We start from the raw sequence: 23406 nt of genomic DNA, 5'->3' as shown, positions 1-23406 counted from the left end.
ATGACGACGACGACCAAGAACCTGCTGGTGGAGCTGTTTGTCGAAGAGCTGCCGCCCAAGGCGCTGAAGAAGCTCGGCGAGTCGTTCGCCGGCACGCTGGCCGACTCGCTGAAGGCGCAAGGCCTGGCCGGCGCCGACGCGCAGGTCACGCCGTTCGCGTCGCCGCGGCGGCTGGCGGTGCACGTCACCGGCGTGGCGGCCAAGGCCGCCGACAAGCCGGTGTCGCAGAAGCTCATGCCGGTGAGCGTGGGCCTCGATGCGCAAGGCCATGCGACGCAGGCGCTCCTCAAGAAGCTCTCGGCCCTGGGAGCCGGCCCCGAGGCGGTGCCCTCGCTCAAGCGCCAGATGGACGGCAAGGCCGAGGCGCTGTTCTTCGACAGCGTGCTCCCGGGCGCCACGCTCGACGAAGGCCTGCAGAAGGCGCTCGACGAGACGCTGGCGAAGCTGCCGATTCCCAAGGTGATGAGCTACCAGCTCGAGGACGGCTGGACCAGCGTGAACTTCGTGCGCCCGGCCCACGGCCTGGTGGCGCTGCACGGCGCCGACGTGGTGCGCGTGTATGCGCTGGGCCTCACCAGCGGCCGCGAGACGCAGGGCCATCGGTTCGAGGCCGCGGTCGAGCGCATCTCGCTGCGCGACGCCGACGGCTATGCAGCCCAGCTGGAGGCCGAAGGCGCGGTGATCGCCGGCTTCGAGGCGCGCCGCGACGAGATCTCGCGCCAGCTGAAGGCCGCGGCCGAGAAGGCCGGCGGCACGCCGATCGACGACGCGGCGCTGCTCGATGAAGTGACTGCGCTGGTCGAGCGGCCCAACGTGCTGGTGGGCCAGTTCGAGCCGGCCTTCCTCGACGTGCCTCAGGAGTGCCTCATCCTCACGATGAAGGCCAACCAGAAGTACTTCCCCCTGCTCGACGCCGCCGGCAAGCTCACCAACAAGTTCCTGATCGTGAGCAACATCCGTCCGGCCGATGCGAGCGCGGTGGTCGGCGGCAACGAGCGTGTGGTGCGTCCGCGCCTGGCCGATGCCAAGTTCTTCTTCGACCAGGACCGCAGGAAGACGCTGGAATCGCGGGTGCCGGGGCTCGACAAGGTGGTCTACCACGGCAAGCTCGGCACCCAGGGCGAACGCGCCGAGCGCGTACGTGCGATCGGCCATGCGGTGGTCAACCTGCTGCGCATGGCCACGGTGCCCTACACCGTGGACGCCAAGGACGAGTTCGACGTGCTCGACTCCAAGGTGCAGCAGGCGGCGCGCCTGGCCAAGACCGACCTGCTGACCGACATGGTGGGCGAGTTCCCCGAGCTGCAGGGCATCATGGGCGGCTACTACGCCCGTGCCGAAGGCCTGCGCGACGGGGTGGCCATCGCCATCGAGGACCACTACAAGCCGCGCTTCGCCGGCGACGGCCTGCCGCGCAACCACAGCGGCACGGTGGTGGCGCTGGCCGACAAGCTCGAGACGCTGGTGGGCCTGTTCGGCATCGGGCAGCTGCCCACCGGCGACAAGGACCCGTTCGCGCTGCGCCGCCATGCGCTCGGCGTGATCCGCATCCTCACCGAGAAGAACCTGCCGCTCGACCTGCCGGACCTCATCGACGCGGCGATCGGCGCCTTCCCGGCCGCCACCGTGGCCCTGCAGCCCGACACCAAGGCCACGCTGCAGGCGTTCTTCAGCGACCGCCTGGCCGTTTCGCTGCGCGAGCAGGGCTACAGCGCGCAGGAGGTCGACGCGGTGCTGGCGCTCGCGCCCCGCCGCCTGGGCGACGTACCCAAGCGCCTGGCCGCGGTGCGTGCCTTCGCCGCGCTGCAGGAGGCCGCGTCGCTGGCGGCGGCCAACAAGCGGGTGGGCAACATCCTGAAGAAGGCCGAAGGAACGGTCGAGGCCCGGGTCGATGCCGGGCTGCTCAAGGAGACCGCCGAGGCGGCGCTCAACGAGGCGCTGCAACGGGTGAAGCCCGAGGCCGATGCGGCTTTCGACCGCGGCGACTACACCGTCTCGCTGCAGGCGCTGGCGGCGCTCAGGGAGCCGGTCGACACCTTCTTCGACCAGGTGATGGTCAATGCCGAGGACCCGGCGCTGCGGGCCAACCGCCTGGGCCTGCTGGCGACGCTGCACGGGGCCATGAACCGCGTGGCCGACCTGTCGCGCCTGGCGGCCTGAAGCGCAACAGCGAGCACGCCGCATGAAACTCATCATCCTCGACCGCGACGGCACCCTCAACGAGGACCGCGACGACTACGTGAAGTCGCCCGACGAGTGGGTGCCGCTGCCCGGCGCGCTGGAGGCGGTGGCGCGGCTCAACCATGCCGGCTGGCACGTGGTGCTCGCCACCAACCAGTCGGGCATCGGCCGCGGCCTGTTCGACATGGCGGCGCTCAATGCCATGCACGTCAAGATGAACCAGATGCTGGCCCACCACGGCGGCCGCATCGACGCGGTGTTCTTCTGCCCGCACGAGCCCGATGCGCAGTGCACCTGCCGCAAGCCGCTGCCCGGCCTGTACGAGCAGATCTCCGAGCGCTACGGGGTCGACCTGAGGGAGGTGCCTACCGTCGGCGACTCCCTGCGCGACCTGCAGGCCGGCGCGGCGGTGGGCTGCGAGACGCATTTCGTGCGCACCGGCAAGGCCGCGCGCCTGACCGACACGCAGGTGGCCCAGCTGCTGCAGCAGGTGCCCGGCACCCAGGTGCACAAGGACCTGGCCGCGTTTGCCGAGTTCGTCATCGCCCGCGACCGGCGGGCCAAGGCCGGCGCGCGTGGTGACACGTCGGCGCCCGCCAACAGCGGCCCCGGGGAGCTGCGCTGATGCTGGCGCCCGTCCGTTCCTTCCTCTTCCTGCTGTGGATGTCGGTCACCGTGGTGCCGTGGGCGCTGGCGGTGTTGGCAGCCTCGATCTTCCTGCGCGGCAACCCGGTGTACTGGATGTGCGCGGGCTGGCTGCGCGTGGCGATCTGGGGCGCGCGCGTGATCTGCGGCGTGCGCTACCGGGTGCAGGGCATGGAGCACCTGCCGTCGGCCGACCCGCTGGCTCCGGTGATCCTGTGCCCGAAGCACCAGTCGACCTGGGAGACCTTCGCCTTCCCCACGCTGATGTCGCACCCGCTGTGCTACGTGTTCAAGCGCGAGCTGCTGTACATCCCGTTCTTCGGCTGGGCCATGAGCCGGCTCGACATGATCCACATCGACCGCAGCAAGCGGACCGAAGCCTGGACCCGGGTGGCCGAGCAGGGCCGCGAGTTCATGTCGCGCGGCAACTGGGTGATCATGTTCCCTGAGGGCACGCGCACGCAGCGCGGCAGCCAGGGCGTCTACAAGAGCGGCGCTACACGGCTCGCGGTGGCCACCGGCGCGCCGGTGGTGCCCATCGCGGTGACGTCGGCGCGCTGCTGGCCGCGCAAGACCTTCGTGCTGCGGCCGGGCGTGATCGACATTTCCATCGGCAGGCCGATCCCTTCGCAAGGCCGCGATGCCGACTCGCTGATGCGCGAGATCGAAACCTGGATCGAAGCCGAGATGCGGCGCCTCGATCCCGAGGCCTATGCCCCGCTAGGCCAGGGCGGCGGTCGCGAACAGGCCGCGTGAGCCGGCCAGCAGCAGGCGGTCGCCCAGCCACAGCGCGGCGTCGAGGTTGATCGCGTCCGAGCCGAAGGGCACGGTCTGCCAGGGTGTGTCCAGGCGGGTCCAGCTCACGCCGTCCGGCGAGCGCAGCACCAGCCCCGAGCCGCCCGTGGCCACGAACGCGCTGCCGGTCCAGGCCACGGCGGCCAGGCCGTAGCTCGTGCCGGAACTGCGCGGCGTCCAGGAAAGGCCGGCATCGTCGCTTGTGAGCACGGTGCCGGCATCGCCCACCGCCACCCAGCGCGTGGGCGACGACGCAACCGCCTGCAGCGCCTGCGTCGTGCCGCTGGCGCGTTGTGTCCAGGCGGCGCCGTCGTCGGACGTGAGCAGCACGCCGCCCACGCCCACCGCCACGAAACGCGAGCCGAGCCAGAAGACGTCGTTGAGCCGTGTCGTCACCGGCAGCGCGCGGGACGTCCAGGTGATGCCGTCGGGAGTGGTGGCGAGACCGAAGCCGGTGAGCGATCCGCCCACGGCCACCAGCAGGGTGGGCGAGGCACCCAGCCGGCCGTTGAACGGCACGTAGCTGCCGGCGGTCCACGCCAGTCCGTCGGTGGAGGTGTAGAGGTACTGGTTGGCCGCCACCTGCACGACGGCCGCGAACCGGCCGAGCGCCTGCGACCACACGACGTCGAGGAAGAGGTTGATGCCGCCGCTGCTGACCGACGTGCCGAAGGTCCAGGTGCTGCCGCCGTCGGAGCTGGCGGCGCTGCGGTCGGACAGCGGCACCGCGGCGATGCGGCCCTGCGGCGACCGAGCCAGGGCGCGCCAGGACATGCTGGTGACGCGCAGCGTCCAGGCCTGCCCGTCGTCCGAGGTCCACACCGATGGCTGGCTGGCCCCGTTGGCGCCGAGCGCGACGAAGCGGTTGCCGGTGTGCACCACGCGCCGGGGCCAGCCCATCGGCAGGTCCACCCGCGTCCAGGAGAGGCCATCGCTGGAATGGGCGGTGCAGTAGGCACCGACCGCCACCCAGCGGCCGCCGCCCGGTGCGCGCGCGAAGCCCTGGAAGTGGCCCAGGCCGCTGGCGCGCAGCGTCCAGTTGATGCCGTCGGGCGAGGTCAGGATGCGGCTGGGCGAGTTGGTCGCCGCCGCGGTGGCGGCCACCACCAGCACGCCGTCGCTGCCCAGGCCGATGAAGTCGTCGCTCACGCCGGCGCTGCGCAGGGTCCACGCCGTGCCGTCGGGCGAGGTCAGCACCGTGCCGGTGGCCCCCACGGCGACGAAGAAGCTGCCGGCCCAGACCACGCGGTGCAGATGGCTGCTGGTGCCGGCGCTGCGCAGCGTCCAGGTGATGCCATCCGGCGAACTGATCAGGCTGCCGCTGTCGCCCACCGCAACCCAGGTGGTGCCGTTGCCGGCGGCGGCGTTCAGATCGCCCGGCGTGGCGGGCAGGGCGCGGTGGGTCCAGGTCAGGCCGTCGGGCGACGTGAGCATGCCGGCAAAGCCGACCGCCACGAACAGCTTGCCGTCCCAGGCCACGTCGTCCAGGTTGACGAGTGCGGCGCGTTCGTTCCAGATCTGCGTCGCCGCGTCGGTGGAAGTGCTGATGGCGCTGCCCACGCTCACCAGCAGCGAGCCGTTCCAGGCCGGGCCGCCTTCGACGCGGGGCCCCAGCGCGCGGGTGGTGAAGGCAGAGGCGGGCGGCGCCGGCGGCGTGGGTGGGGTGGGCGGGGAGGGTGGAGTGGGCGCAGGCGCCGGGCTGCTGCCGCCGCCACCGCCACCGCAGCCGGCCAGCGGAAGCGCCACGACCGCCATCCATGCCGCCTGCAGCATGGTGCGGCGCGCGAGCCGAAGCTCGTCCGGCGAAGCGTGCAAAGGCTCTGCGCCGTCGGCCATGACCCCTCCTCGTTCTCGTTCGGATGCGGCAGCGTGTGCCGGTCGAGGCGCGGAGTCTGCCATGGCCCGCCTCTATACTGCCGCCCCATGACGCGCCGGGCACTCGAGGCCGACTCCCCACAGTTCGTCCTGCCGCTCTTCGGAGACGAGGAGCCGCAGGGCTTGATGCCGCCGCCTGCCGCCCAGCCGTCCCGCGACCCGGCTCCTTCGTCGCCCAAGGCGCTGCAGGCGTCGCCGTTCACCGTGTTCCGCCACCCGCGCGCCGATCGCGAGATCCAGCTCGGCGACGCTCTGGTGGGTTACGAATTCCAGCGCGCCCGGCGCCGCACCATCGGCATGGTGGTGGGGGCGGAAGGCCTCTCGGTGCGGGCGCCGCGCTGGGTCACGCTGGCCGACGTGGAGGCCGCGCTCCTCGAGCGTGCCGGGTGGATCCGCAACAAGCTCGCCGAGCAGCGCGAGCGCGCGCGCAAGCATGAGGCCTCGCGCATCGAATGGCGCGACGGAGCCAGCCTGCCCTTCCTGGGCGAGACCGTGATCGTGGTGCTCGACCCGCGGATGGCCGGCGCCGTGCTTAACACCGATGCCGCCGCCTTGCCCGGCGTGCCCAGGCTCACCCTGCATGTGGGCCTGCCGCACAACGCCGAGCCCGAGCAGATCCGCGATGCGGTGCAGTCATGGCTGCAGCGCCAGGCGAAGCGGGTGTTCGAGGAGCGCTGCCAGCTGTTCGCCGAGCGCCTGGGCGTGAGCGTCAAGCGCCTGTCGCTGAGTTCGGCGCAAACCCGCTGGGGCAGCGCCAGCGTCGACGGCTCCATCCGCCTGAACTGGCGGCTGGTGCACTTCGCGATGCCCACCATCGACTACGTGGTGGCGCACGAGCTGGCGCACCTGCGCCACATGGACCACAGCCCGCGCTTCTGGGACGTGGTGCGCTCGGTGATCCCCGACGTGGATGCCGCGCGGGGGCGGCTCAAGGACGAAGTGCTCCCCGCACTCGAGTGAGCCGCGCAGCGGTGGCGCGAAGGCAACGGCGCGCCATGCCGGCTGCGTGCACAACCGCACGCCACCCGACGAAGAGGGATGTTCGCCGTCGGGAGCGGCAGGCACACTGCGCGCCCGAGAGAGGGCATCCATGCAGGAACAGGACGATCGCACGCCGCCCGGCGTGCATTCCGGCGCACCAGTGCCGGAGGCTTCAGCGACCACAGGGCCGCCGTTGTACGAAACAGGGCTGCGCTTCCACGGCTCGGGCTCCGAGTACTTTCGCATCTGGGTCGTCAACACGCTGCTGTCGCTGTTGACGCTGGGCGTGTACTCGGCCTGGGCCAAGCTGCGCGCGGCGCGCTACTTCGCGCGCAACACCGAATTCCTCGGTGACCGCTTCGACTTCGTGGCCGACCCCTGGGCCATCCTGCGGGGGCGCTGCATCGCCGTGGGCCTGCTGGCCCTCTATACCTTCGGCTTCGACTTCTCGCTGACGCTCGGCCTCGCCGGCGTGGCGCTGCTGTTCGCACTGGGGCCGGCGCTGCTGCTGGGCGCCAGCCGCTTCCGCTATGCCAACACACGGTGGCGCGGCGTGTCCTTCGGCTTCGACGCCAGCCTGCGGCAGGCCTATGGCATGGCTGGGCCGGTGATGGCCGTCTGGCTCTCGAGCACCCTGGCCGCGGCCCTCACCGAATCGGCCAACTGGCTGCTGGTGTGCAGCGGCCTGACCTCCGCGCTGTGGCCCTGGATGCACCATCGCCTCAAGGCCTTCCAGCATCGCCACATCCGCTTCGGCACGCAGTGCAGCAGCTTCGAGTCTGCCCTGGGCTCGCTGTATGGCACCTACCTGCTGGCCGGCTTCATGATCATGTTCGTCGGCATGGTTGCCGGCGTTGCCGCCGCGGCGCTTGCGTGGACGCAAGCAGGCGAGTCGTCCACCGAGCGGGGTTGGGTCGTGGCCGCGGTCGTGGGGCTTGGCTTCTTCATGACGGCCTGGCCGGTGCTGGCCGTGCGCACGCAGCGGGCGGTGTGGGCGCGGACCAGCTTCGGCCCGTTGATGTTCCGCACCGATGTCACGGTGGGCGCCGCCTGGAGGCTGGCGCTGCGCAGCGTCGTGCTGGTGCTGCTGACCGCGGGGCTGTACTGGCCCTTTGCCAAGGTGGCCTGGGCGCGGCTGCGCATCGAGGCCATGACGGTGGCCAGCGAAGTGCCCTTCGAGGAGTGCATCGGCCAGGCCGCCGGTACGGCCTCGCCTGCCGGCGCCGCCGGTGAAGGTGCGATGGACCTGTTCGGATTCGATCTGGGGTGGTGAGCGGCATGTCGAACAACGATTCGCACGTCTTCGATGCGCGCTATTTCGACGGGCGGGTGGCGCATGCCCAGCCGGCACGCGTCTGGTTCCACGGCGGCGAGCTGGTGATGTTGCTGCGAGCCTCGGGCGCCCGCACCTGGCCGCTCGCGCAACTGCGGGTGGCCGAGCAGGTGCAGCATGCGCCACAAGTGGTGATGCTGCCGCACGGTGCGAGCCTGCAGCTGCCGGGCGAAGCGGCCGGTTTCGCCGAGGCCTTGGCGGCGCAGGGCGTGCGGCCCGGGCTGGTGCAGCGGCTGCAGCGCGCCTGGGCGGCGTCGGCGGCCGCGTTGCTGCTGCTGGTGGGCCTGGTGGCCTGGTGCTGGCTGGTCGGGCTGCCGCTGGCCGCCGACTGGATGGTCGAACGCATGCCGCCGGCATGGGAACAGCGGCTGGGTGCGCAGGTGCTCGAGACCCTGGACCGCCGCAGCCTCCTCCCCAGCGGGCTGGACCCGGGGCAGCGCGAGCGACTGGCTCGCCGCTTCGCGCAGCTGGCTCGCCAGCAAACCCCCGGGCTGGTCGTGCGGGTGGAGTTCCGGCGCTCGCGCGACGGCAGCCCGAACGCCTTCGCGCTGCCCGGCGGCACCATCGTGCTGCTCGACCAGCTGGTCGACTTCGCCGAACACGACGACGACGTGGTGCTGGGCGTGCTGGCGCACGAGCTGGGCCACCAGCAGCATCGCCACATGACCCGTTCGCTGGTGCGCGGCCTCGGAAACATGGCGCTTGCCGGCCTGCTCTGGGGCGACTATTCCAGCGTGGCGAGCAACGCCACCGCGCTGCTGGGCATGCTCAGCCATTCCCGCGAGGCCGAAGAAGAAGCCGACGGCTTCGCGCTGAGGGCGCTGGTCGACAGCGGCATCGGTGTCGAAGGGCTCGCAGACTTTTTCGAGCGTGTCGACGAGAAATATGGCGACTCCATGCCCGAATGGCTCGCCACCCACCCGGCGGGCGCCGACCGCGCGCAGCGTCTGCGGGATGCGGCCGATGCGGTGGGGCGCTAGCCAGACCTAGGCCGGCGAGAAGCGGAACACCCCGTCATCCACCTTCCGTTGCAGGCGCCCGGCATGCCACAGCGCATGCAGGTGCGCGATCGCCTCGCCCATGGCGAAGGTGGTCTGGTGCAGGTCGAGCGTGCGCTTGAAGAGCACCGGCAGCACGTCGGCCGCGCTGCAGGGGCTTGCCGCGCAGGCTTGCATCACCTCGGCGAAGCGCTCGTCATGGTGGGCCTGCAGCTGGTCGATGCGGGTGTGCAGGCCGGTGAACGGTCGGCCATGGGCCGGCAGCACCAGGGTGTCGGCGGGCAGGGCGCGCAGGCGCTCGATCGACGCGAGGTAGAGGGAGAGCGGGTCCGCCTCCGGCTCGACGTCGATGACGCTCACGTTGGTGGAGATGCGCGGCAGCACCATGTCGCCCGAGATCATCACGCGCAGCTCTTCGCAGAAGAGGCTCATGTGCTCGGGCGCGTGGCCGTAGCCGGCGATGCAGCGCCAGTCGCGGCCGCCGATGCGCACCACCTGCTCGTCGAGCAGGCGCCGGAAGCTCGCGGGAACCGCCGGCACCATCGATGCGTAGTAGTTCGACCGCGCCTTCACCTTGGCTATGGATTCCGGATCGGCCAGCCCGTGGCGTGCGAAATGCGCGGCCGCCGCGTCGCCGCCGTAGCCGGTGGTGCTGGCGGTGGCCAGGCGCGCCGCGTTGTAGTCGGTGGCGCTGACCCACAGGCGGCACTGCCACCTCTCGGTGAGCCATGACGCGAGGCCGATGTGGTCGGGGTGCATGTGGGTGACGATCACGCGCAGCACGGGCAGGCCGTCGAGGTGCCCGGCGAACACCTGCTCCCAGGCGGTGCGGGTCGCGTCGTTCGAGATGCCGCAATCGACGATGGTCCAGCCCGCCCGGCCGTCGAGCTCGTCGCGCAGCAGCCAGAGGTTGATGTGGTCCAGCGCGAACGGCAGCCCCATGCGCACCCAGCGCACCCCGGGCGCCACCTCGAGCGCCGTGCCGGAGGACGGCAACGTTTCGCCCAACGGATACGTGAGCTGGTGCTCCAGTCGATTCATTACTGCTCCTCTGCCACGACACGCAAAGCGGGAGTGGACGCCGTGGATCCGGCTCCGCCGGTCCACCGGCGTCGCCCCCTCGAGGGGGAGCGCCGAAGGCGCTACGGGGGTGGTTTCGATTTACATTTACGTAAACGTCAACCGACCCATTCTAGGCAGCCATGTCCAACCCCGCTGTCTCGCAAGTTGCAGCCGACTCCACCCGGGCCGCACCGACCTACACCATCAGCGAACTGGCGCGCGAGTTCGACCTCACCACCCGCGCCATCCGCTTCTATGAAGACTGCGGCCTGCTGAGTCCGGATCGCGACGGACCCAACGGGCGCAACCGGGTCTACACCCACCGCGACCGCACGCGCCTGAAGCTCACCTTGCGCGGCAAGCGGCTGGGCCTGAGCCTCGCCGAGGTGAAGGAGCTGGTGGACATGTACGAGTCGCCCCGCGACACGGTGCCGCAGCTCAAGAAGTTCCTGGTGGTGCTGGCGGCCCATCGCGAGCAGCTGGAACAGCAGATGGCCGACCTGCAGGTGACGCTCGACGAAGTGCGCGCTCACGAAAAGGAGTCTCGCCGCCTGCTGGCGCAAGCCGAGAACGAGCGCAAGAAGTCCGCCTGACCGCCCGGCGGATACCCGACCAACCCGCCCGAACATCGCCCGCGTGCCGGCTGGCCTGCTAGTATTGACGTTTACGTAAACGTCAACGTTCAGCGGTCCCCGATGCACCCGGCCGATTCCAACTACGAAGCACGCGTGCGCGCCTCCCTTGCGCGCCAGGCCGCGATGGCCACGCTGGGCGTGTCGCTCGAGGCGGTGGCGCCGGGCCGGGTGGTGCTGGCGATGGCGCACCGAAGCGCCTACACCCAGCAGCACGGCTTCGTGCATGCCGGCATCGTGTCGACCGCGCTCGACTCCGCCTGCGGCTACGCAGCCTTCAGCCTGATGCCGCCCGATGCCGCGGTGCTCACCATCGAATTCAAGGTGAACCTGCTGGCGCCGGCCAAGGGCCCGCACTTCCGCTTCGAGGGGCAGGTCGTCAAGCCCGGCCGCACCATCAGCGTGGTGGACGGTCGCGCGCTGCAGTTCGACACTGACGGCCAGGAGAAGCTGGTCGCGACCATGACCGCCACCGTGATGACGGTGACCGGCCGTGACGACGTCAAACACTGATCGAAGGAGACAAACCATGAACCTGCCCGGCCTGAACTTCATGCTCGGCGACGACATCGACGCGCTGCGCGACGCGGTGCGCGACTTCGCGCAAGCCGAGATCGCGCCGCGCGCGGCCGCCATCGACGAGACCGACCAGTTCCCGATGGACCTGTGGCGCAAGATGGGCGAGCTCGGCGTGCTGGGCATCACCGTGAGCGAAGAGTACGGCGGCGCCAACATGGGCTACCTGGCGCACATGGTGGCCATGGAAGAGATCAGCCGCGCTTCGGCCTCGGTGGGGCTGTCGTACGGCGCGCATTCCAACCTGTGCGTCAACCAGATCAAGCGCAACGGCAACGAGGCGCAGAAGAAGAAATACCTGCCGAAGCTCATCAGCGGCGAGCATGTGGGCGCGCTCGCGATGAGCGAGCCGGGCGCCGGCTCCGACGTCATCAGCATGAAGCTGAAGGCCGAGGACAAGGGCGGCTATTACCTGCTCAACGGCAGCAAGATGTGGATCACCAACGGCCCCGATGCCGACACGCTCGTGGTCTATGCCAAGACCGAGCCCGAGCTGGGCGCGCGCGGCGTGACCGCCTTCCTCATCGAGAAGGGCATGAAGGGCTTCTCGATCGCGCAGAAGCTCAGCAAGCTGGGCATGCGCGGCTCACACACCGGCGAGCTGGTGTTCCAGAACGTCGAGGTGCCGCAGGAGAACATCCTGGGCGCGCTCAACGGCGGCGCCAAGGTGCTGATGAGCGGGCTCGACTACGAACGGGCGGTGCTGGCGGCCGGGCCGATCGGCATCATGCAGGCGGTGATGGACAACGTGGTGCCCTACATCCATGACCGCAAGCAGTTCGGCCAGAGCATCGGCGAGTTCCAGCTCATCCAGGGCAAGGTGGCCGACATGTACACCGTGCTGCAGGCCGCGCGCGCCTTCTGCTACACGGTGGGCAAGAACCTCGATTCGCTGGGCAGCGAACACGTGCGCCAGGTGCGCAAGGACTGCGCCAGCGTGATCCTCTGGTGCGCCGAGAAGGCCACCTGGATGGCCGGCGAGGGCATCCAGGTGTTCGGCGGCAACGGCTACATCAACGAATACCCGCTGGGCCGCCTGTGGCGCGACGCCAAGCTGTACGAGATCGGCGCCGGCACCAGCGAGATCCGCCGCATGCTGATCGGCCGCGAGCTGTTCGCGGAGACCATGTGATGGCCGACGGCCTGGTCGAGACCTACCGCGGCACGGTGTACCCGTGGCACTGCGACCACATGGGCCACATGAACGTCATGTGGTACGTGGGCAAGTTCGACGAGGCCACCTGGCAGCTGTTCACCATGCTCGGTCTGAGCCCGGCCTGGCTGCGCGAGCACCAGCGCGGCATGGCGGCGGTGGACCAGCGCATCGCCTACCAGCGCGAGCTGCATGCCGGCGACACGGTGGTGGTGCGCTCCACCGTGCTCGAGGCGCGCGGCAAGGTGATCCGCTTCGCGCACGAGATGCGCAATGCCGGCACCGGCGAGGTGTCGGCGCTGACCCGGCTGGTGGGCGTGCACCTGGACACGCTGGCCCGCAAAGCCTGCCCGCTGCCGCAGGCGGTGGCCGACAAGGCGAGCGCCTTCGGCGCCCCCATGGAACTGCCGTGGAACGACTGACGCCTACACTGTCGGCGGCCGCCTCCGCCTCACGCGTTGCGGCCCTCCACACATGACCACAGACCTCAAGGAACTCTTCGACAGCAACCGGGAATGGGCCGCGCGCACCGAGTCGCGCGAACCCGGATTCTTCACGCGACTGCTCAAGCAGCAGGCACCGCAATACCTGTGGATCGGCTGCGCCGACAGCCGCGTGCCGGCCAACGAACTGGTGGGCCTGCTGCCGGGCGAGCTGTTCGTGCACCGCAACGTGGCCAACGTGGTGGCGCACTCGGACCTCAACTGCCTGTCGGTGATCCAGTTCGCGATCGACGCCCTGCGGGTGAAGCACATCATCGTGGTGGGGCATTCCAACTGCGGCGGCGTGAAAGCCGCGCTCGAAGACCAGCGCGTAGGCCTGGTGGACAACTGGCTGCGCCACGTGCAGGACGTGCGCAACCGCCACCAGCACTGGATCGACAGCGTGGCGCCGTCGCGCCGCGTCAATGCGCTGTGCGAGCTCAACGTGCTCGAACAGGCGCTCAACGTGTGCCAGACCACCGTGGTGCAGGACGCATGGCAGCGCGGCCAGGAGGTGGTGGTGCACGGCTGGGTGTACGGCCTGCACAACGGCCTGCTGAAGGACCTGCGCATGACGGTGACCCGGGCCGAGGACGTGCCGCGCGCCTACGAGCAGGCGCTGGCCGCACTGCACCGGCGCTATGAAGACAGCGCCGACACCGGCCCGGCCCCGCTGCTCGACATCCGCAACCCCTGACGGCCATGTTCCCCACCCAGCTCACCGACTCGCGCGCCTTCGACATCGCGCAGGCCATGCTGGAGGGGTTCGACCGCCATTACCGGCTGTTCCGCGAGGTGAGCGCGGCGGCCAAGCAGCGCTTCGAGCAGGCCGACTGGCACGGGCAGCAGCGCGCGCAGCGCGAGCGCATCGAGTTCTACGACAAGCGGGTCGACGAATGCGTGGAGCGCCTGGAGCACGAGTTCGGCGCGAGCCGCGTGCCCATGGACGTGTGGCAGCAGGTGAAGCTGCACTACATCGGACTGCTCACGCGCCACCTGCAGCCCGAGCTCGCCGAGACCTTCTTCAATTCGGTCACCACGAAGATCCTGCACCGCAGCTACTTCAACAACGACTTCATCTTCGTGCGCCCGGTGATGTCCACCGAGTACATCGAGAACGACGAGCCGGCGTCGCTGCCCACCTATCGCGCCTACTACCCCACGCGCGAGACCCTGCGCGAGACGATGCTGCGCATCGTCGACAACTTCCAGCTGGCGCTGGAGTTCGAGGACCTGGGCCGCGACATCGACATGGTGCTCAAGGAGCTGCGGCTGCAGTTCGGCGACGTGCGCCTGCGCATCAACTTCCAGGTGCAGGTGCTGTCGTCGCTGTTCTTCCGCAACAAGGGCGCCTACGTCGTCGGCAAGATCGTCAACGGCTTCCGCGAGATCCCGTTCGCGCTGCCGATCCTGCACAACTCGCGGCGCCAGCTCTACATCGACGCGGCGCTGTTCGGCGAAGACGACCTGCAGATGCTGTTCAGCTTCGCGCGGGCCTACTTCATGGTCGAGATGGACATCCCGGCCGCCTACGTGCACTTCCTGCGCTCGCTGATGCCGCGCAAGCCGCGTTCGGAGATCTACAACACGCTCGGCTTGCAGAAGCAGGGCAAGAACATCTTCTACCGCGACTTTCTCTTCCACCTGCGCCACTCGAGCGACAAGTTCCGCATCGCGCCCGGCATCAAGGGCATGGTGATGCTGGTGTTCGACCTGCCGTCGTTCCCCTACGTCTTCAAGGTCATCAAGGACTTCTACCCGCCGCAGAAGGACACCACCCGCGAGCAGATCAAGGGCAAGTACCTGCTGGTGAAGCAGCACGACCGGGTGGGCCGCATGGCCGACACGCTTGAATATTCGGACGTGGCTTTCCCGCGCCAGCGTTTCGAGGAAGAACTGGTCGCCGAGCTCAAGCACTTCTGCCCGAGCCTGGTCGAAGAAGACGGCGACGACCTCGTCATCAGGCACTGCTACATCGAGCGGCGCATGATCCCGCTCAACATCTACCTGCACGACGCGACGCCGCAGCAGATCGAGCATGCGGTCGTCGAATACGGCAACGCCATCAAGGACCTCGTGGCCGCGAACATCTTCCCCGGCGACATGCTCTGGAAGAACTTCGGCGTCACCCGTCACGGCAAGGTGGTGTTCTACGACTACGACGAGATCGAGTACCTCACCGACGTGAACTTCCGCCATGTGCCGCAGCCGCGCACCGAGGAGGAAGAGCTTTCCGGCGAGGTCTGGTACAGCGTGGGCCCGAAGGACGTCTTCCCCGAGACCTTCGGCCCCTTCCTGCTCGGCAACCCGACCGTGCGCGACGTGTTCCTGAAGCACCATGCCGACCTGCTGGACCCGGCGTTCTGGCAGAACCACCAGGAACGCATCCGCGCCGGCCATGTGCACGATGTCTTCCCCTACGACGCCGAGCGCCGCTTCAAGCGGCAGCGGCGTTCGACCGCCGCTGCCGCGGCCAGCGCAACGGCAACGGCCTGATCCCCGTCTTCGTTCGACCCGTGAAGGAGAGCCTCATGTCCGCAGACCCGATCGTCATCGTTTCCGCCGCCCGCACGCCCATCGCCGGCCTGCTGGGTGATTTCTCGTCGCTCGCCGCCTGGGAGCTGGGCGCGGTGGCCATCAAGGCCGCGGTCGAACGCGCCGGCGTGCCGGGCGACGCGGTCGACGAGGTGCTCCTGGGCAACTGCCTGATGGCCGGCCAGGGCCAGGCGCCGGCACGCCAGGCGCTGCGCCGCGCCGGGCTGCCCGACTCCGCGGGCGCCGTCACCCTGAGCAAGATGTGCGGCTCCGGCATGCGGGCCATGATGTTCGCCCACGACATGCTGGCCGCAGGCAGCGCCTCGGTGGTGGTGGCCGGCGGCATGGAAAGCATGACCAACGCGCCGCACCTCATGTTCGCCCGCAAGGGCATCAAGTACGGCGCCTCGGCCGTGTACGACCACATGGCCCTCGACGGCCTGGAAGACGCCTACGAGCGCGGCAAGGCGATGGGCGTGTTCGCCGAGAACTGCGTGGCCAAGTACAGCTTCAGCCGCGAGGCGCAGGACGCCTTCGCCATCGCCTCCACCGAACGTGCCCTCAAGGCCAACAGCGACGGCAGCTTCGACTGGGAGATCGCGCCGGTGGCGGTGGCCGGCAAGGGCGGCGAAGTGCAGATCACCAAGGACGAGCAGCCCTTCAAGGCCAAGCTCGACAAGATCCCGGCGCTCAAGCCGGCGTTCAAGAAAGACGGCTCCATCACCGCCGCCACCTCGTCGAGCATCTCCGACGGTGCCTCGGCCCTGGTGCTGATGCGCCAGTCCGACGCCGACAAGCGCGGCCTGAAGCCGCTGGCGCGCATCGTCGCGCATGCGGTGCATGCCCAGGCGCCCGAGTGGTTCACCGTGGCGCCGGTGGGCGCCATCGACAAGGTGCTCAGGAAGACCGGCTGGGCCGCCAGGGACGTAGACCTGTGGGAAGTGAACGAAGCCTTCGCCGCGGTGACCATGGCCGCCATGCACGAGCACAAGCTGCCGCACGAGAAGGTCAACATCCATGGCGGCGCGGTGGCGCTCGGCCACCCCATCGGCGCCAGCGGCGCGCGCATCGTGGTCACGCTGCTGGGCGCCCTGCGCAAGCACGGCCTCAAGAAGGGCGTGGCCGCGCTGTGCATCGGCGGCGGCGAGGCGACGGCGATGGCGGTCGAGCTGATCTGACGCTGCCGGAGGGGGCCGTCTGTCGTTCTACGCCTATATGCTCCAGTGTCGGGACAGGTCCTACTACGTAGGGCACACCGAAGATCTGGAGCATCGAGTCGCCGCGCACCAGGCCGGCGGGATACCGGGCTACACCGCGACCCGCCGCCCTGTGGTGCTGTGCTGGTCACAGGAGTTCGGAACGCGCGAAGAGGCGCTCGCTGCCGAGCGACGGGTCAAAGGCTGGAGCCGAACCAAGAAGGAGGCGTTGATCCGCGGAGACTGGCTCGCGGTTCGGCGACACGCCTGGGGTGTGCGAAATCCTCTGCCTGCGCACCTTGCCGCAAGCCCTTCGATACCTCAGGGCGAACGGGCACACGCAGACGGCGGGCAAGAATCGCCCGTTCGGGCTGAGGTATCGAAGCCCACCGACGGATCTCCAAGCACCACCTCGTGAACATCCTCATCATCGGCGCCTCGCGCGGCATCGGATTCGAGTTCGCGCGGCAGTACCGCGAAGCCGGCGACCGGGTGGTCGCGACGGCGCGCACCGACGAAGGCATCGCCAGGCTGCAGGCCATCGGCTGCAAGAGCTTCGCGCTCGACGTGGCCGATGCCGCCAGCGTGTCCGGCCTCGCCTGGCGCATCGACGGCGAAGCCTTCGACGTGGCCATCGTCAACGCCGGCGTCATCGGCCCGCGCACCACGGCGCTCGAAACGCCCAGCCTTGCCGACTTCGACGCGGTGATGCGCACCAACGTGCTCGGCCCCATGCAGGTGATCCCGCAGCTGGCCGACGCGCTCGCGCCCGGCGCCAAGCTCGCCGTGCTGTCGTCGCGCATGGGCTCGATGGGCCTGCGCACCAGCGCGTCCAGCTGGCTCTACCGCGCCTCCAAGGCGGCGGTGAATTCGGTGCTCAAGGACGTGTCGCTGGTGCTGGGCGAGCGCGCCGTCTGCGTGGCCTTCCACCCGGGCTGGGTGCGCACCGACATGGGCGGCGCCAACGCCGACCTGCCGGTGGAGCAGAGCGTGGGCGACATGCGGGCCACGCTGGCGCGGCTTTCGCCCGCGGACACCGGGCGCTTCCTCAACCACGACGGCCAGCCGCTGGACTGGTAAGGTCCCCGATGAATCTCGACGAGATGCTGGCCTTCTTCGAGGCCTACCGCGACGCCTTCAACCGCCTCGACGGCGATGCAGTGGCCGAGCTGTGGCACACGCCCAGCGGCATCGTGCACACGCGTGACGGCGAGGCGCATGCCACCTTGACCCAATGGGTGGAAGAAGCGCCGATGCGGGCCAACCATCGCGCGCTGTGCGAGCTGTATCGAGGCAACGGATACCACCGGGCCGACTTCGAGATGGTGGCGCACACGCCGCTGGGCGCCGACAGCGCGTTCGCCAATGTGCGCTGGACCCTCACCCGCGCCGACGGCTCCGTGCTGCAGCGCTTCTGCACCGGCTACAACCTGGCCCGCACGCCGCACGGGCCGCGCGTCGTGCTATGCACGGCCTACCAGGAAAACATCAGCGAGATGAAGCGACATGCTGCTCAGTGAAGACCACCGCGCCGTGCAAGACGCCGTGCGCGCCTACGTGCAGGACAACATCGCCCCCAAGGCGGCCGAGTGGGACAAGACCGGCCGCTTCCCGGCTGCGGAGCTCAAGGGCCTGGCCGGGCTGGGCTGCTACGGCGTCGCCGTGCCCGCCGAATGGGACGGCGCGGGCCTCGACTACCTGAGCCTGTCGCTCATCCTCGAGGAGATCGCCGCGGGTGACGGCGCCACGTCCACCATCGTGAGCGTCAACAACTGTCCGGTGTGCTCCATCCTCATGGCCTGGGCCAGCGAGGCGCAGAAGGAGCGCTGGCTGCGGCCGCTGGCGCGCGGCGACATGCTGGGCGCCTTCTGCCTGACCGAGCCGCACGTCGGCTCCGAGGCCTCCGGCCTCAGGACCACCGCCACGAAGGACGGCGGCCACTACCTGCTCAACGGCGTCAAGCAGTTCATCACCAGCGGCAAGAACGGCGACGTCGCCATCGTGATGGCGGTCACCGACAAGGCCGCCGGCAAGAAGGGCATCAGCGCCTTCATCGTGCCCACCAACACGCCCGGCTACAGCGTGGCGCGGCTCGAGGACAAGATGGGCCAGCATGCCAGCGACACGGCTCAGATCCTGTTCGAGAACTGCCGCGTGCCGGCCGAGAACCTCATCGGCGAAGAAGGCCAGGGCCTGAAGATCGCGCTGTCCGGGCTCGAAGGCGGACGCATCGGCATCGCCTCGCAGGCGGTGGGCATGGCACGTGCGGCCTTCGAGGCGGCGCTGCGCTACAGCCGCGAGCGCGTGGCCTTCGGCCAGCCCATCTTCGAACACCAGGCGGTGCAGTTCCGCCTGGCCGACATGGCCACCCGCATCGAGGCGGCGCGCCAGCTGATCCACCATGCCGCCAGCCTGAAGGACGCCGGCCTTCCGTGCCTGAAGGAAGCCGCAATGGCGAAGCTCTACGCCACCGAGATGGCCGAGCGGGTCTGCTCCGACGCGATCCAGATCCACGGCGGCTACGGCTACGTGAGCGACTTCCCGGTCGAGCGCATCTACCGCGACGTGCGCGTGTGCCAGATCTACGAAGGCACCTCCGACGTGCAGCGCATCCTCATCGGCCGCGCGCTGGGCTGAGTTGCCAGCCTGCTCTTGCCGTGGACACAAGAACCGTCGTGAGCGTGGCGTTGCTCGAGCAAGCCGACGGCTCGCTGGTGTCCAGGTCTCAGGGCAAGCGGCTGGTCATGGGCCTCGAGCGATTCGAGGCCGTCACGTTCGATTTCACCGGGGTCTCGCACATGCAGCAAGGATTCGCCGACGAGGTCTTCCGTGTGTGGCGCGCTGCGCATCCCGGCATCCAGATCGACGTCGCGCACGCCAACGAGAGTGTGCAGCGGACGCTGGCCCGCATCGGTTTCGCCGGCTGATTGTGGCGGAGCTGCTGCGCCGCAGCAGCCCCATCCCTCGCTGCACCGCCCCATGCGCGCTCATCGCGCAGCTTGTGCGTTGAGCGCGCCAAGGGCGGGTTTTCCGCCTCATGCGTGGCAGGTTGCGCTGTCTACGATCGGTGTGCACTCGCAGCCCGGGCTCGATCAGCCGGGGCTGCGGGGTCCACAAGCCCAGCGAAACCAGCACCTAGGAGACGCCATGAGCACACCGACCCCGCAAGCACGCCGCCGCTTCCTCAAGCGGGCCTCCGCCACCGCGGTGGGCGCCGGCGCGATGGCCGCACCGATGGTCTCGAACGCGCAGACCACCTCGCTGCGCTTCCAGAGCACCTGGCCGGCCAAGGACATCTTTCATGAGTACGCCAACGACTTTGCCAAGAAGGTGAACGACATGGCCGGCGGGCGCCTGAAGATCGAGGTGCTGCCCGCCGGCGCGGTGGTGCCGGCCTTCCAGCTGCTCGAGGCGGTGAACAAGGGCACGCTCGACGGCGGCCACGGCGTGGTGGCCTACCACTACGGCAAGAACTCGGCGCTCGCGTTGTGGGGCTCGGGACCTGCTTTCGGCATGGACCCGAACATGGTGCTGGCCTGGCACTACTACGGCGGCGGCAAGGCGCTGCTCGAGGAGATCTACAAGTCCATCAACATGGACGTGGTGTCGTACCTCTACGGCCCGATGCCCACCCAGCCCTTCGGCTGGTTCAAGAAGCCGATCGCCAAGGCGGCCGACGTCAAGGGCATGAAGTTCCGCACCGTCGGCCTCGCGGTCGACATGTACTCGGCCATGGGCGCGGCGGTGAACCCGCTGCCCGGCGGCGAGATCGTGCCGGCGCTCGACCGGGGCCTGATCGATGGCGCCGAGTTCAACAACGCCTCCAGCGACCGGGTGCTGGGCTTTCCCGACGTGGCCAAGAACTGCATGCTGCAGAGCTTCCACCAGAGCGGCGAGCAGTTCGAGATCCTGTTCAACAAATCCAAGTACGACGGGCTGCCCGCGGAGCTGAAGGCCATCATCGACTACGGCGTGCAGGCCGCCAGCGCCGACATGAGCTGGAAGGCAATCGACCGCAACTCCAAGGACTACCAGGAGCTCAAGAAGGCCGGCGTCAAGTTCTACAAGACGCCCGATGCGATCCTGAAGGCGCAACTGGACGCCTGGGACGAGATCATGGCCAAGAAGGGCGGCGAGAACCCGCTGTTCAAGAAGGTGCTCGATTCGCAGAGGGCCTTCGCGCAGCGGGCCAAGCAGTGGCAGAACGACTACATGGTCGACTTCAACATGGCCTACAGCCGCTACTTCGGCCGCGGCGCCAAGAAGACCGGCTGATTCCGTCTCGCAGGGCGCCCACCGCGGCGCCCTTGTCGTTCCCGAGGAGCGTGCATGCAGAAGCTGCTGCTGGCCGTGGACCGCCTCTCCACCTGGGTGGGCAAGGCCTTTGCGTGGACCGTGGTCGGCCTCACGCTGCTGATCACCTGGGAGGTGTTCTCGCGCTATGCGCTCAACCGGCCTCACGGCTGGGTGCTCGACGCGCAGATCATGCTCTACGGTGCCATGTTCATGACCGCCGGCGCCTACACGCTGGCCAAGAACGGCCATGTACGCGGCGACGTGCTGTACGGCTTCTTCCGCCCGCGCACGCAGGCGGCCATCGACCTCACGCTGTACGTCCTGTTCTTCCTGCCGGGCATCGTGGCGCTCACCTGGGCCGGCTGGACCTTCGCGCAGGAGTCGCTGGCCATCCGGGAGCAGACCTTCAATGCGGACCCGCTGCCGCTGTATCCGTTCAAGTTCGTCATCCCGCTGGCAGGCGCGGTGCTGCTGCTGCAGGGGCTGGTGGAGATCGCGCGCTGCGTGATCTGCCTGCGAGAGGGCGCCTGGCCCTCGCGCGAGCAGGACGTCGAGGAAGTGGACGTCGACAAGCTCAAGGAGATGGTCCACGTGAAGGACGAGGACATCGCCGCGCTCGACAGCCATGCCGCCCGTCAGGAGGGCAGATCATGACCCGGCCGCCCTTCACGCTGCGCAAGGAGCTGTGGTTCGGCTTCGGCCTCATGGCCCTCATCGTGGCCGGCGCGGTGTACATGCTGGCGAGCGCGCCGGTCATCACCAACGGCCACATCGGCCTGCTGATGCTGTCGCTGGTGGTGGTGGCCATCATGCTGGGCTTCCCCACCGCCTTCACCCTCATGGGCATGGGCATGCTGTTCACCTGGCTCGCCTACGACCGGGACTGGCATCGCACCCTCGACCTCATGGTGCAGGCGGCCTACAAGGTGATGGCCAACGACGTGCTGATCTCGGTGCCGCTGTTCGTCTTCATGGGCTACCTCGTCGAGCGGGCCAACCTGATCGAGAAGCTGTTCAAGAGCCTGCACCTGTCGCTGGCCCGCGTGCCCGGTTCGCTGGCGGTGGCCACGCTGGTCACCTGCGCCGTGTTCGCCACCGCCACCGGCATCGTCGGCGCGGTGGTCACGCTGATGGGGCTGCTGGCCCTGCCGGCCATGTTGCGTGCCGGCTACAGCATCCCGATGTCGGCCGGTGCCATCACCGCGGGCGGCTGCCTGGGCATCCTCATTCCGCCGTCGGTGCTGCTCATCGTCTATGGCGCGACCGCCGGCGTCTCGGTGGTGCAGCTGTATGCCGGCGCGTTCTTCCCCGGCCTCATGCTCGCGGGGCTGTACATCGTCTACGTCGTCGTCCTCGCGAAGATCAAGCCCGGCCTCGCGCCGCCGCTGTCGGCCGCCGAGCGGGCGGTGCCGCTGCCGGCGCCGCTCGCGCAGGCCGGCGCCACCGGCGAGCGGCGCGCCCTGCCGGCCCTGCTGGCGGCGCTCAGGGGCCAGCGCAACCATGGCGTGCCGGCCGGCTACCTGCTGCGGCAACTGGGCATCGCGCTGCTGCCGCTGGCGGTGTTCGTGCTGGCGGCCCTGTGGGGCCATCACCTGGCCACCCGGGTGACGCCGGTGGAATCGGTGCCCGGGCTGCAGCAGATGGGGGGCGAGGAGGCGGCCGCGCCCGGCGCGCCAGCCGAGCCGGGCGGGCTGCAGGAGCCTGACGGCGAAGGCTTGTCCGAGCCGCCTTCCGAAGGCGAAGCCGACACCGGGCTGGCCGAGCCGCCCGCCGAGCCGCAGGCCCTGAACGAGCCGCCGGGCGCGCAGGCGTCCGAGGCCCAGGCCGCAGCGGCCGCACCCGCCGAAGCCGCGGCGCCGGCAGAGGCGGCGGCGTCGCAGGAAGCTGCCGTCCCCAGCGCAGCCCCCACCGGCTACTGGGTCGGCCTGGGCATCGGTGCACTGGCCATGGCCGTGTTCTACGGGCTGCTGAGCTTCACCCGCTTCGAGATCTTCAAGATGCTGCTGGCGAGCTTCTTCCCGCTCGTCATCCTGATCCTGGCGGTGCTGGGCTCCATCGTGTTCGGGCTCGCCACACCCACCGAGGCCGCGGCGGTGGGCGCCTTCGGCGGCGTCCTGCTCGCCGCCGCCTACCGGCAGCTCAACTTCGGCATGGTCAAGGAGTCGGTCTTCCTCACCGCCAAGACTTCGGCCATGGTGTGCTGGCTGTTCGTGGGCTCGGCCATCTTCTCGGCGGCCTTCGCGCTGCTGGGCGGGCAGGAGCTGGTGGAGCGCTGGGTGCTGGGCATGAACCTCAGCAAGGTCGAATTCCTGGTGCTCAGCCAGTTCATCATCTTCGTGCTCGGCTGGCCGCTGGAATGGACCGAGATCATCGTGATCTTCATGCCCATCTTCATTCCGCTGCTCGACAACTTCGGCGTGGACCCGCTGTTCTTCGGCCTGCTCGTCGCGCTGAACCTGCAGACTGCCTTCCTGAGCCCGCCGGTCGCGATGGCGGCCTTCTACCTCAAGGGCGTGAGCCCGCCGCACGTGACGCTGAACCAGATCTTCGGCGGCATGCTGCCGTTCATGGGCATCCAGGTGGTGGCCATCGTGCTGCTGTATCTGTTCCCCGAGATCGGCCTGTGGCTGCCGCAGCTGCTCTACAAGTAGCGGGGTGACCCGGCA

23 protein-coding genes are annotated in these 23406 nt (G+C 69.3%); 21 read left to right on the top strand and 2 right to left on the bottom strand.

The annotated features are described in order from the left end of the window. Genes glyS through E8D38_RS02245 form a run of 3 tightly spaced genes read left to right on the top strand, consistent with a single transcriptional unit; the run spans position 1 to position 3582 of the window. The gene (glyS, locus tag E8D38_RS02255; protein WP_140626091.1) at positions 1-2160 is read left to right on the top strand and encodes a glycine--tRNA ligase subunit beta; all 2160 of its coding nucleotides are present in this window, start codon (positions 1-3) and stop codon (positions 2158-2160) included. A gap of 22 nt (positions 2161-2182) precedes the next feature. Then, positions 2183-2806, top strand: coding sequence for a D-glycero-beta-D-manno-heptose 1,7-bisphosphate 7-phosphatase (gene gmhB / locus E8D38_RS02250; RefSeq protein ID WP_140626090.1), 624 nt, complete (start codon positions 2183-2185; stop codon positions 2804-2806). Then, positions 2806-3582, top strand: a complete 777-nt coding sequence (locus E8D38_RS02245) for a lysophospholipid acyltransferase family protein (protein ID WP_140626089.1) — start codon at positions 2806-2808, stop codon at positions 3580-3582. Before gmhB ends, E8D38_RS02245 begins: the two co-directional genes overlap by 1 nt. Here the strand turns inward: E8D38_RS02245 and E8D38_RS02240 are convergent. After that, entirely contained in the window at positions 3547-5457 is a 1911-nt protein-coding gene (locus E8D38_RS02240) for a WD40/YVTN/BNR-like repeat-containing protein (RefSeq protein ID WP_140626088.1), read from the bottom strand. The two genes, E8D38_RS02245 and E8D38_RS02240, sit on opposite strands and share 36 nt — an antisense overlap. A gap of 87 nt (positions 5458-5544) precedes the next feature. Between E8D38_RS02240 and E8D38_RS02235 the strand changes: the two genes are divergently transcribed. The 3 genes from E8D38_RS02235 (at position 5545) to E8D38_RS02225 (ending at position 8790) form a co-directional block, all read left to right on the top strand. Continuing rightward, entirely contained in the window at positions 5545-6456 is a 912-nt protein-coding gene (locus E8D38_RS02235; protein WP_140626087.1) for a M48 family metallopeptidase, read from the top strand. A gap of 130 nt (positions 6457-6586) precedes the next feature. After that, the gene (locus E8D38_RS02230; RefSeq protein ID WP_181178894.1) at positions 6587-7750 is read left to right on the top strand and encodes a YjgN family protein; all 1164 of its coding nucleotides are present in this window, start codon (positions 6587-6589) and stop codon (positions 7748-7750) included. Between the two features lie 5 nt (positions 7751-7755). After that, the gene (locus tag E8D38_RS02225; RefSeq protein WP_140626085.1) at positions 7756-8790 is read left to right on the top strand and encodes a M48 family metallopeptidase; all 1035 of its coding nucleotides are present in this window, start codon (positions 7756-7758) and stop codon (positions 8788-8790) included. A 6-nt stretch (positions 8791-8796) separates the two neighbouring features. Here the strand turns inward: E8D38_RS02225 and E8D38_RS02220 are convergent, their stop codons facing one another. Beyond that, entirely contained in the window at positions 8797-9849 is a 1053-nt protein-coding gene (locus tag E8D38_RS02220) for an MBL fold metallo-hydrolase (RefSeq protein ID WP_140626084.1), read from the bottom strand. 161 nt (positions 9850-10010) lie between these two features. On the opposite strand from E8D38_RS02220, the gene E8D38_RS02215 reads away from it, so the two are divergent. The 15 genes from E8D38_RS02215 to E8D38_RS02145 all read left to right on the top strand — a co-directional run bounded on the left by E8D38_RS02215 (position 10011) and on the right by E8D38_RS02145 (position 23391). Further along, on the top strand, positions 10011-10463 hold the full coding sequence (locus tag E8D38_RS02215) for a MerR family transcriptional regulator (RefSeq protein ID WP_140626083.1): 453 nt from the start codon (positions 10011-10013) through the stop codon (positions 10461-10463). 102 nt (positions 10464-10565) lie between these two features. After that, a complete protein-coding gene (locus tag E8D38_RS02210) occupies positions 10566-11015 on the top strand; it encodes a PaaI family thioesterase (protein ID WP_140626082.1) in 450 nt (149 codons plus the stop codon). Positions 11016-11031: 16 nt separating this feature from the next. Further along, positions 11032-12210 carry an isovaleryl-CoA dehydrogenase gene (locus E8D38_RS02205; RefSeq protein ID WP_140626081.1) on the top strand — a complete coding sequence of 393 codons (1179 nt, stop codon included), beginning with the start codon at positions 11032-11034 and terminating at the stop codon, positions 12208-12210. Continuing rightward, positions 12210-12653 carry an acyl-CoA thioesterase gene (locus E8D38_RS02200; RefSeq protein WP_140626080.1) on the top strand — a complete coding sequence of 148 codons (444 nt, stop codon included), beginning with the start codon at positions 12210-12212 and terminating at the stop codon, positions 12651-12653. The genes E8D38_RS02205 and E8D38_RS02200 overlap by 1 nt, the downstream gene beginning before the upstream one ends. Before the next feature lie 52 nt (positions 12654-12705). Beyond that, complete coding sequence (gene can / locus E8D38_RS02195; protein WP_140626079.1) at positions 12706-13410, top strand: carbonate dehydratase; 705 nt, start codon at positions 12706-12708, stop codon at positions 13408-13410. A gap of 5 nt (positions 13411-13415) precedes the next feature. Then, positions 13416-15209 (top strand): bifunctional isocitrate dehydrogenase kinase/phosphatase, encoded by a 1794-nt coding sequence (gene aceK / locus E8D38_RS02190; RefSeq protein ID WP_140626078.1) that lies wholly within the window; start codon positions 13416-13418, stop codon positions 15207-15209. A 35-nt stretch (positions 15210-15244) separates the two neighbouring features. Next, on the top strand, positions 15245-16426 hold the full coding sequence (locus tag E8D38_RS02185) for an acetyl-CoA C-acyltransferase (RefSeq protein ID WP_140626077.1): 1182 nt from the start codon (positions 15245-15247) through the stop codon (positions 16424-16426). A gap of 37 nt (positions 16427-16463) precedes the next feature. Then, the gene (locus E8D38_RS02180; protein WP_246099309.1) at positions 16464-16862 is read left to right on the top strand and encodes a GIY-YIG nuclease family protein; all 399 of its coding nucleotides are present in this window, start codon (positions 16464-16466) and stop codon (positions 16860-16862) included. Beyond that, positions 16859-17524, top strand: a complete 666-nt coding sequence (locus tag E8D38_RS02175; protein ID WP_246099308.1) for an SDR family oxidoreductase — start codon at positions 16859-16861, stop codon at positions 17522-17524. Before E8D38_RS02180 ends, E8D38_RS02175 begins: the two co-directional genes overlap by 4 nt. A gap of 8 nt (positions 17525-17532) precedes the next feature. After that, positions 17533-17964, top strand: a complete 432-nt coding sequence (locus E8D38_RS02170; protein WP_140626075.1) for a DUF6841 family protein — start codon at positions 17533-17535, stop codon at positions 17962-17964. After that, a complete protein-coding gene (locus E8D38_RS02165; RefSeq protein WP_140626074.1) occupies positions 17951-19081 on the top strand; it encodes an acyl-CoA dehydrogenase family protein in 1131 nt (376 codons plus the stop codon). The genes E8D38_RS02170 and E8D38_RS02165 overlap by 14 nt, the downstream gene beginning before the upstream one ends. Positions 19082-19125: 44 nt before the next feature. Continuing rightward, the gene (locus E8D38_RS02160; RefSeq protein WP_140626073.1) at positions 19126-19371 is read left to right on the top strand and encodes an STAS-like domain-containing protein; all 246 of its coding nucleotides are present in this window, start codon (positions 19126-19128) and stop codon (positions 19369-19371) included. A gap of 220 nt (positions 19372-19591) precedes the next feature. Continuing rightward, positions 19592-20719, top strand: coding sequence for a TRAP transporter substrate-binding protein (locus E8D38_RS02155; RefSeq protein WP_140626072.1), 1128 nt, complete (start codon positions 19592-19594; stop codon positions 20717-20719). 54 nt (positions 20720-20773) lie between these two features. Continuing rightward, positions 20774-21394: a TRAP transporter small permease subunit gene (locus E8D38_RS02150; protein ID WP_140626071.1), complete on the top strand. Its 621-nt coding sequence runs from the start codon at positions 20774-20776 to the stop codon at positions 21392-21394. Then, the gene (locus E8D38_RS02145) at positions 21391-23391 is read left to right on the top strand and encodes a TRAP transporter large permease (RefSeq protein WP_140626070.1); all 2001 of its coding nucleotides are present in this window, start codon (positions 21391-21393) and stop codon (positions 23389-23391) included. The genes E8D38_RS02150 and E8D38_RS02145 overlap by 4 nt, the downstream gene beginning before the upstream one ends. The last annotated feature ends 15 nt before the right edge of the window (positions 23392-23406 follow it).

The organism is Methylibium rhizosphaerae (genome assembly GCF_006386545.1).
Classification (GTDB): domain Bacteria; phylum Pseudomonadota; class Gammaproteobacteria; order Burkholderiales; family Burkholderiaceae_C; genus Pseudorivibacter; species Pseudorivibacter rhizosphaerae.
Note: the sequence above shows the minus strand (reverse complement) of the source record. Positions and strands in the feature narration are given on the sequence as shown.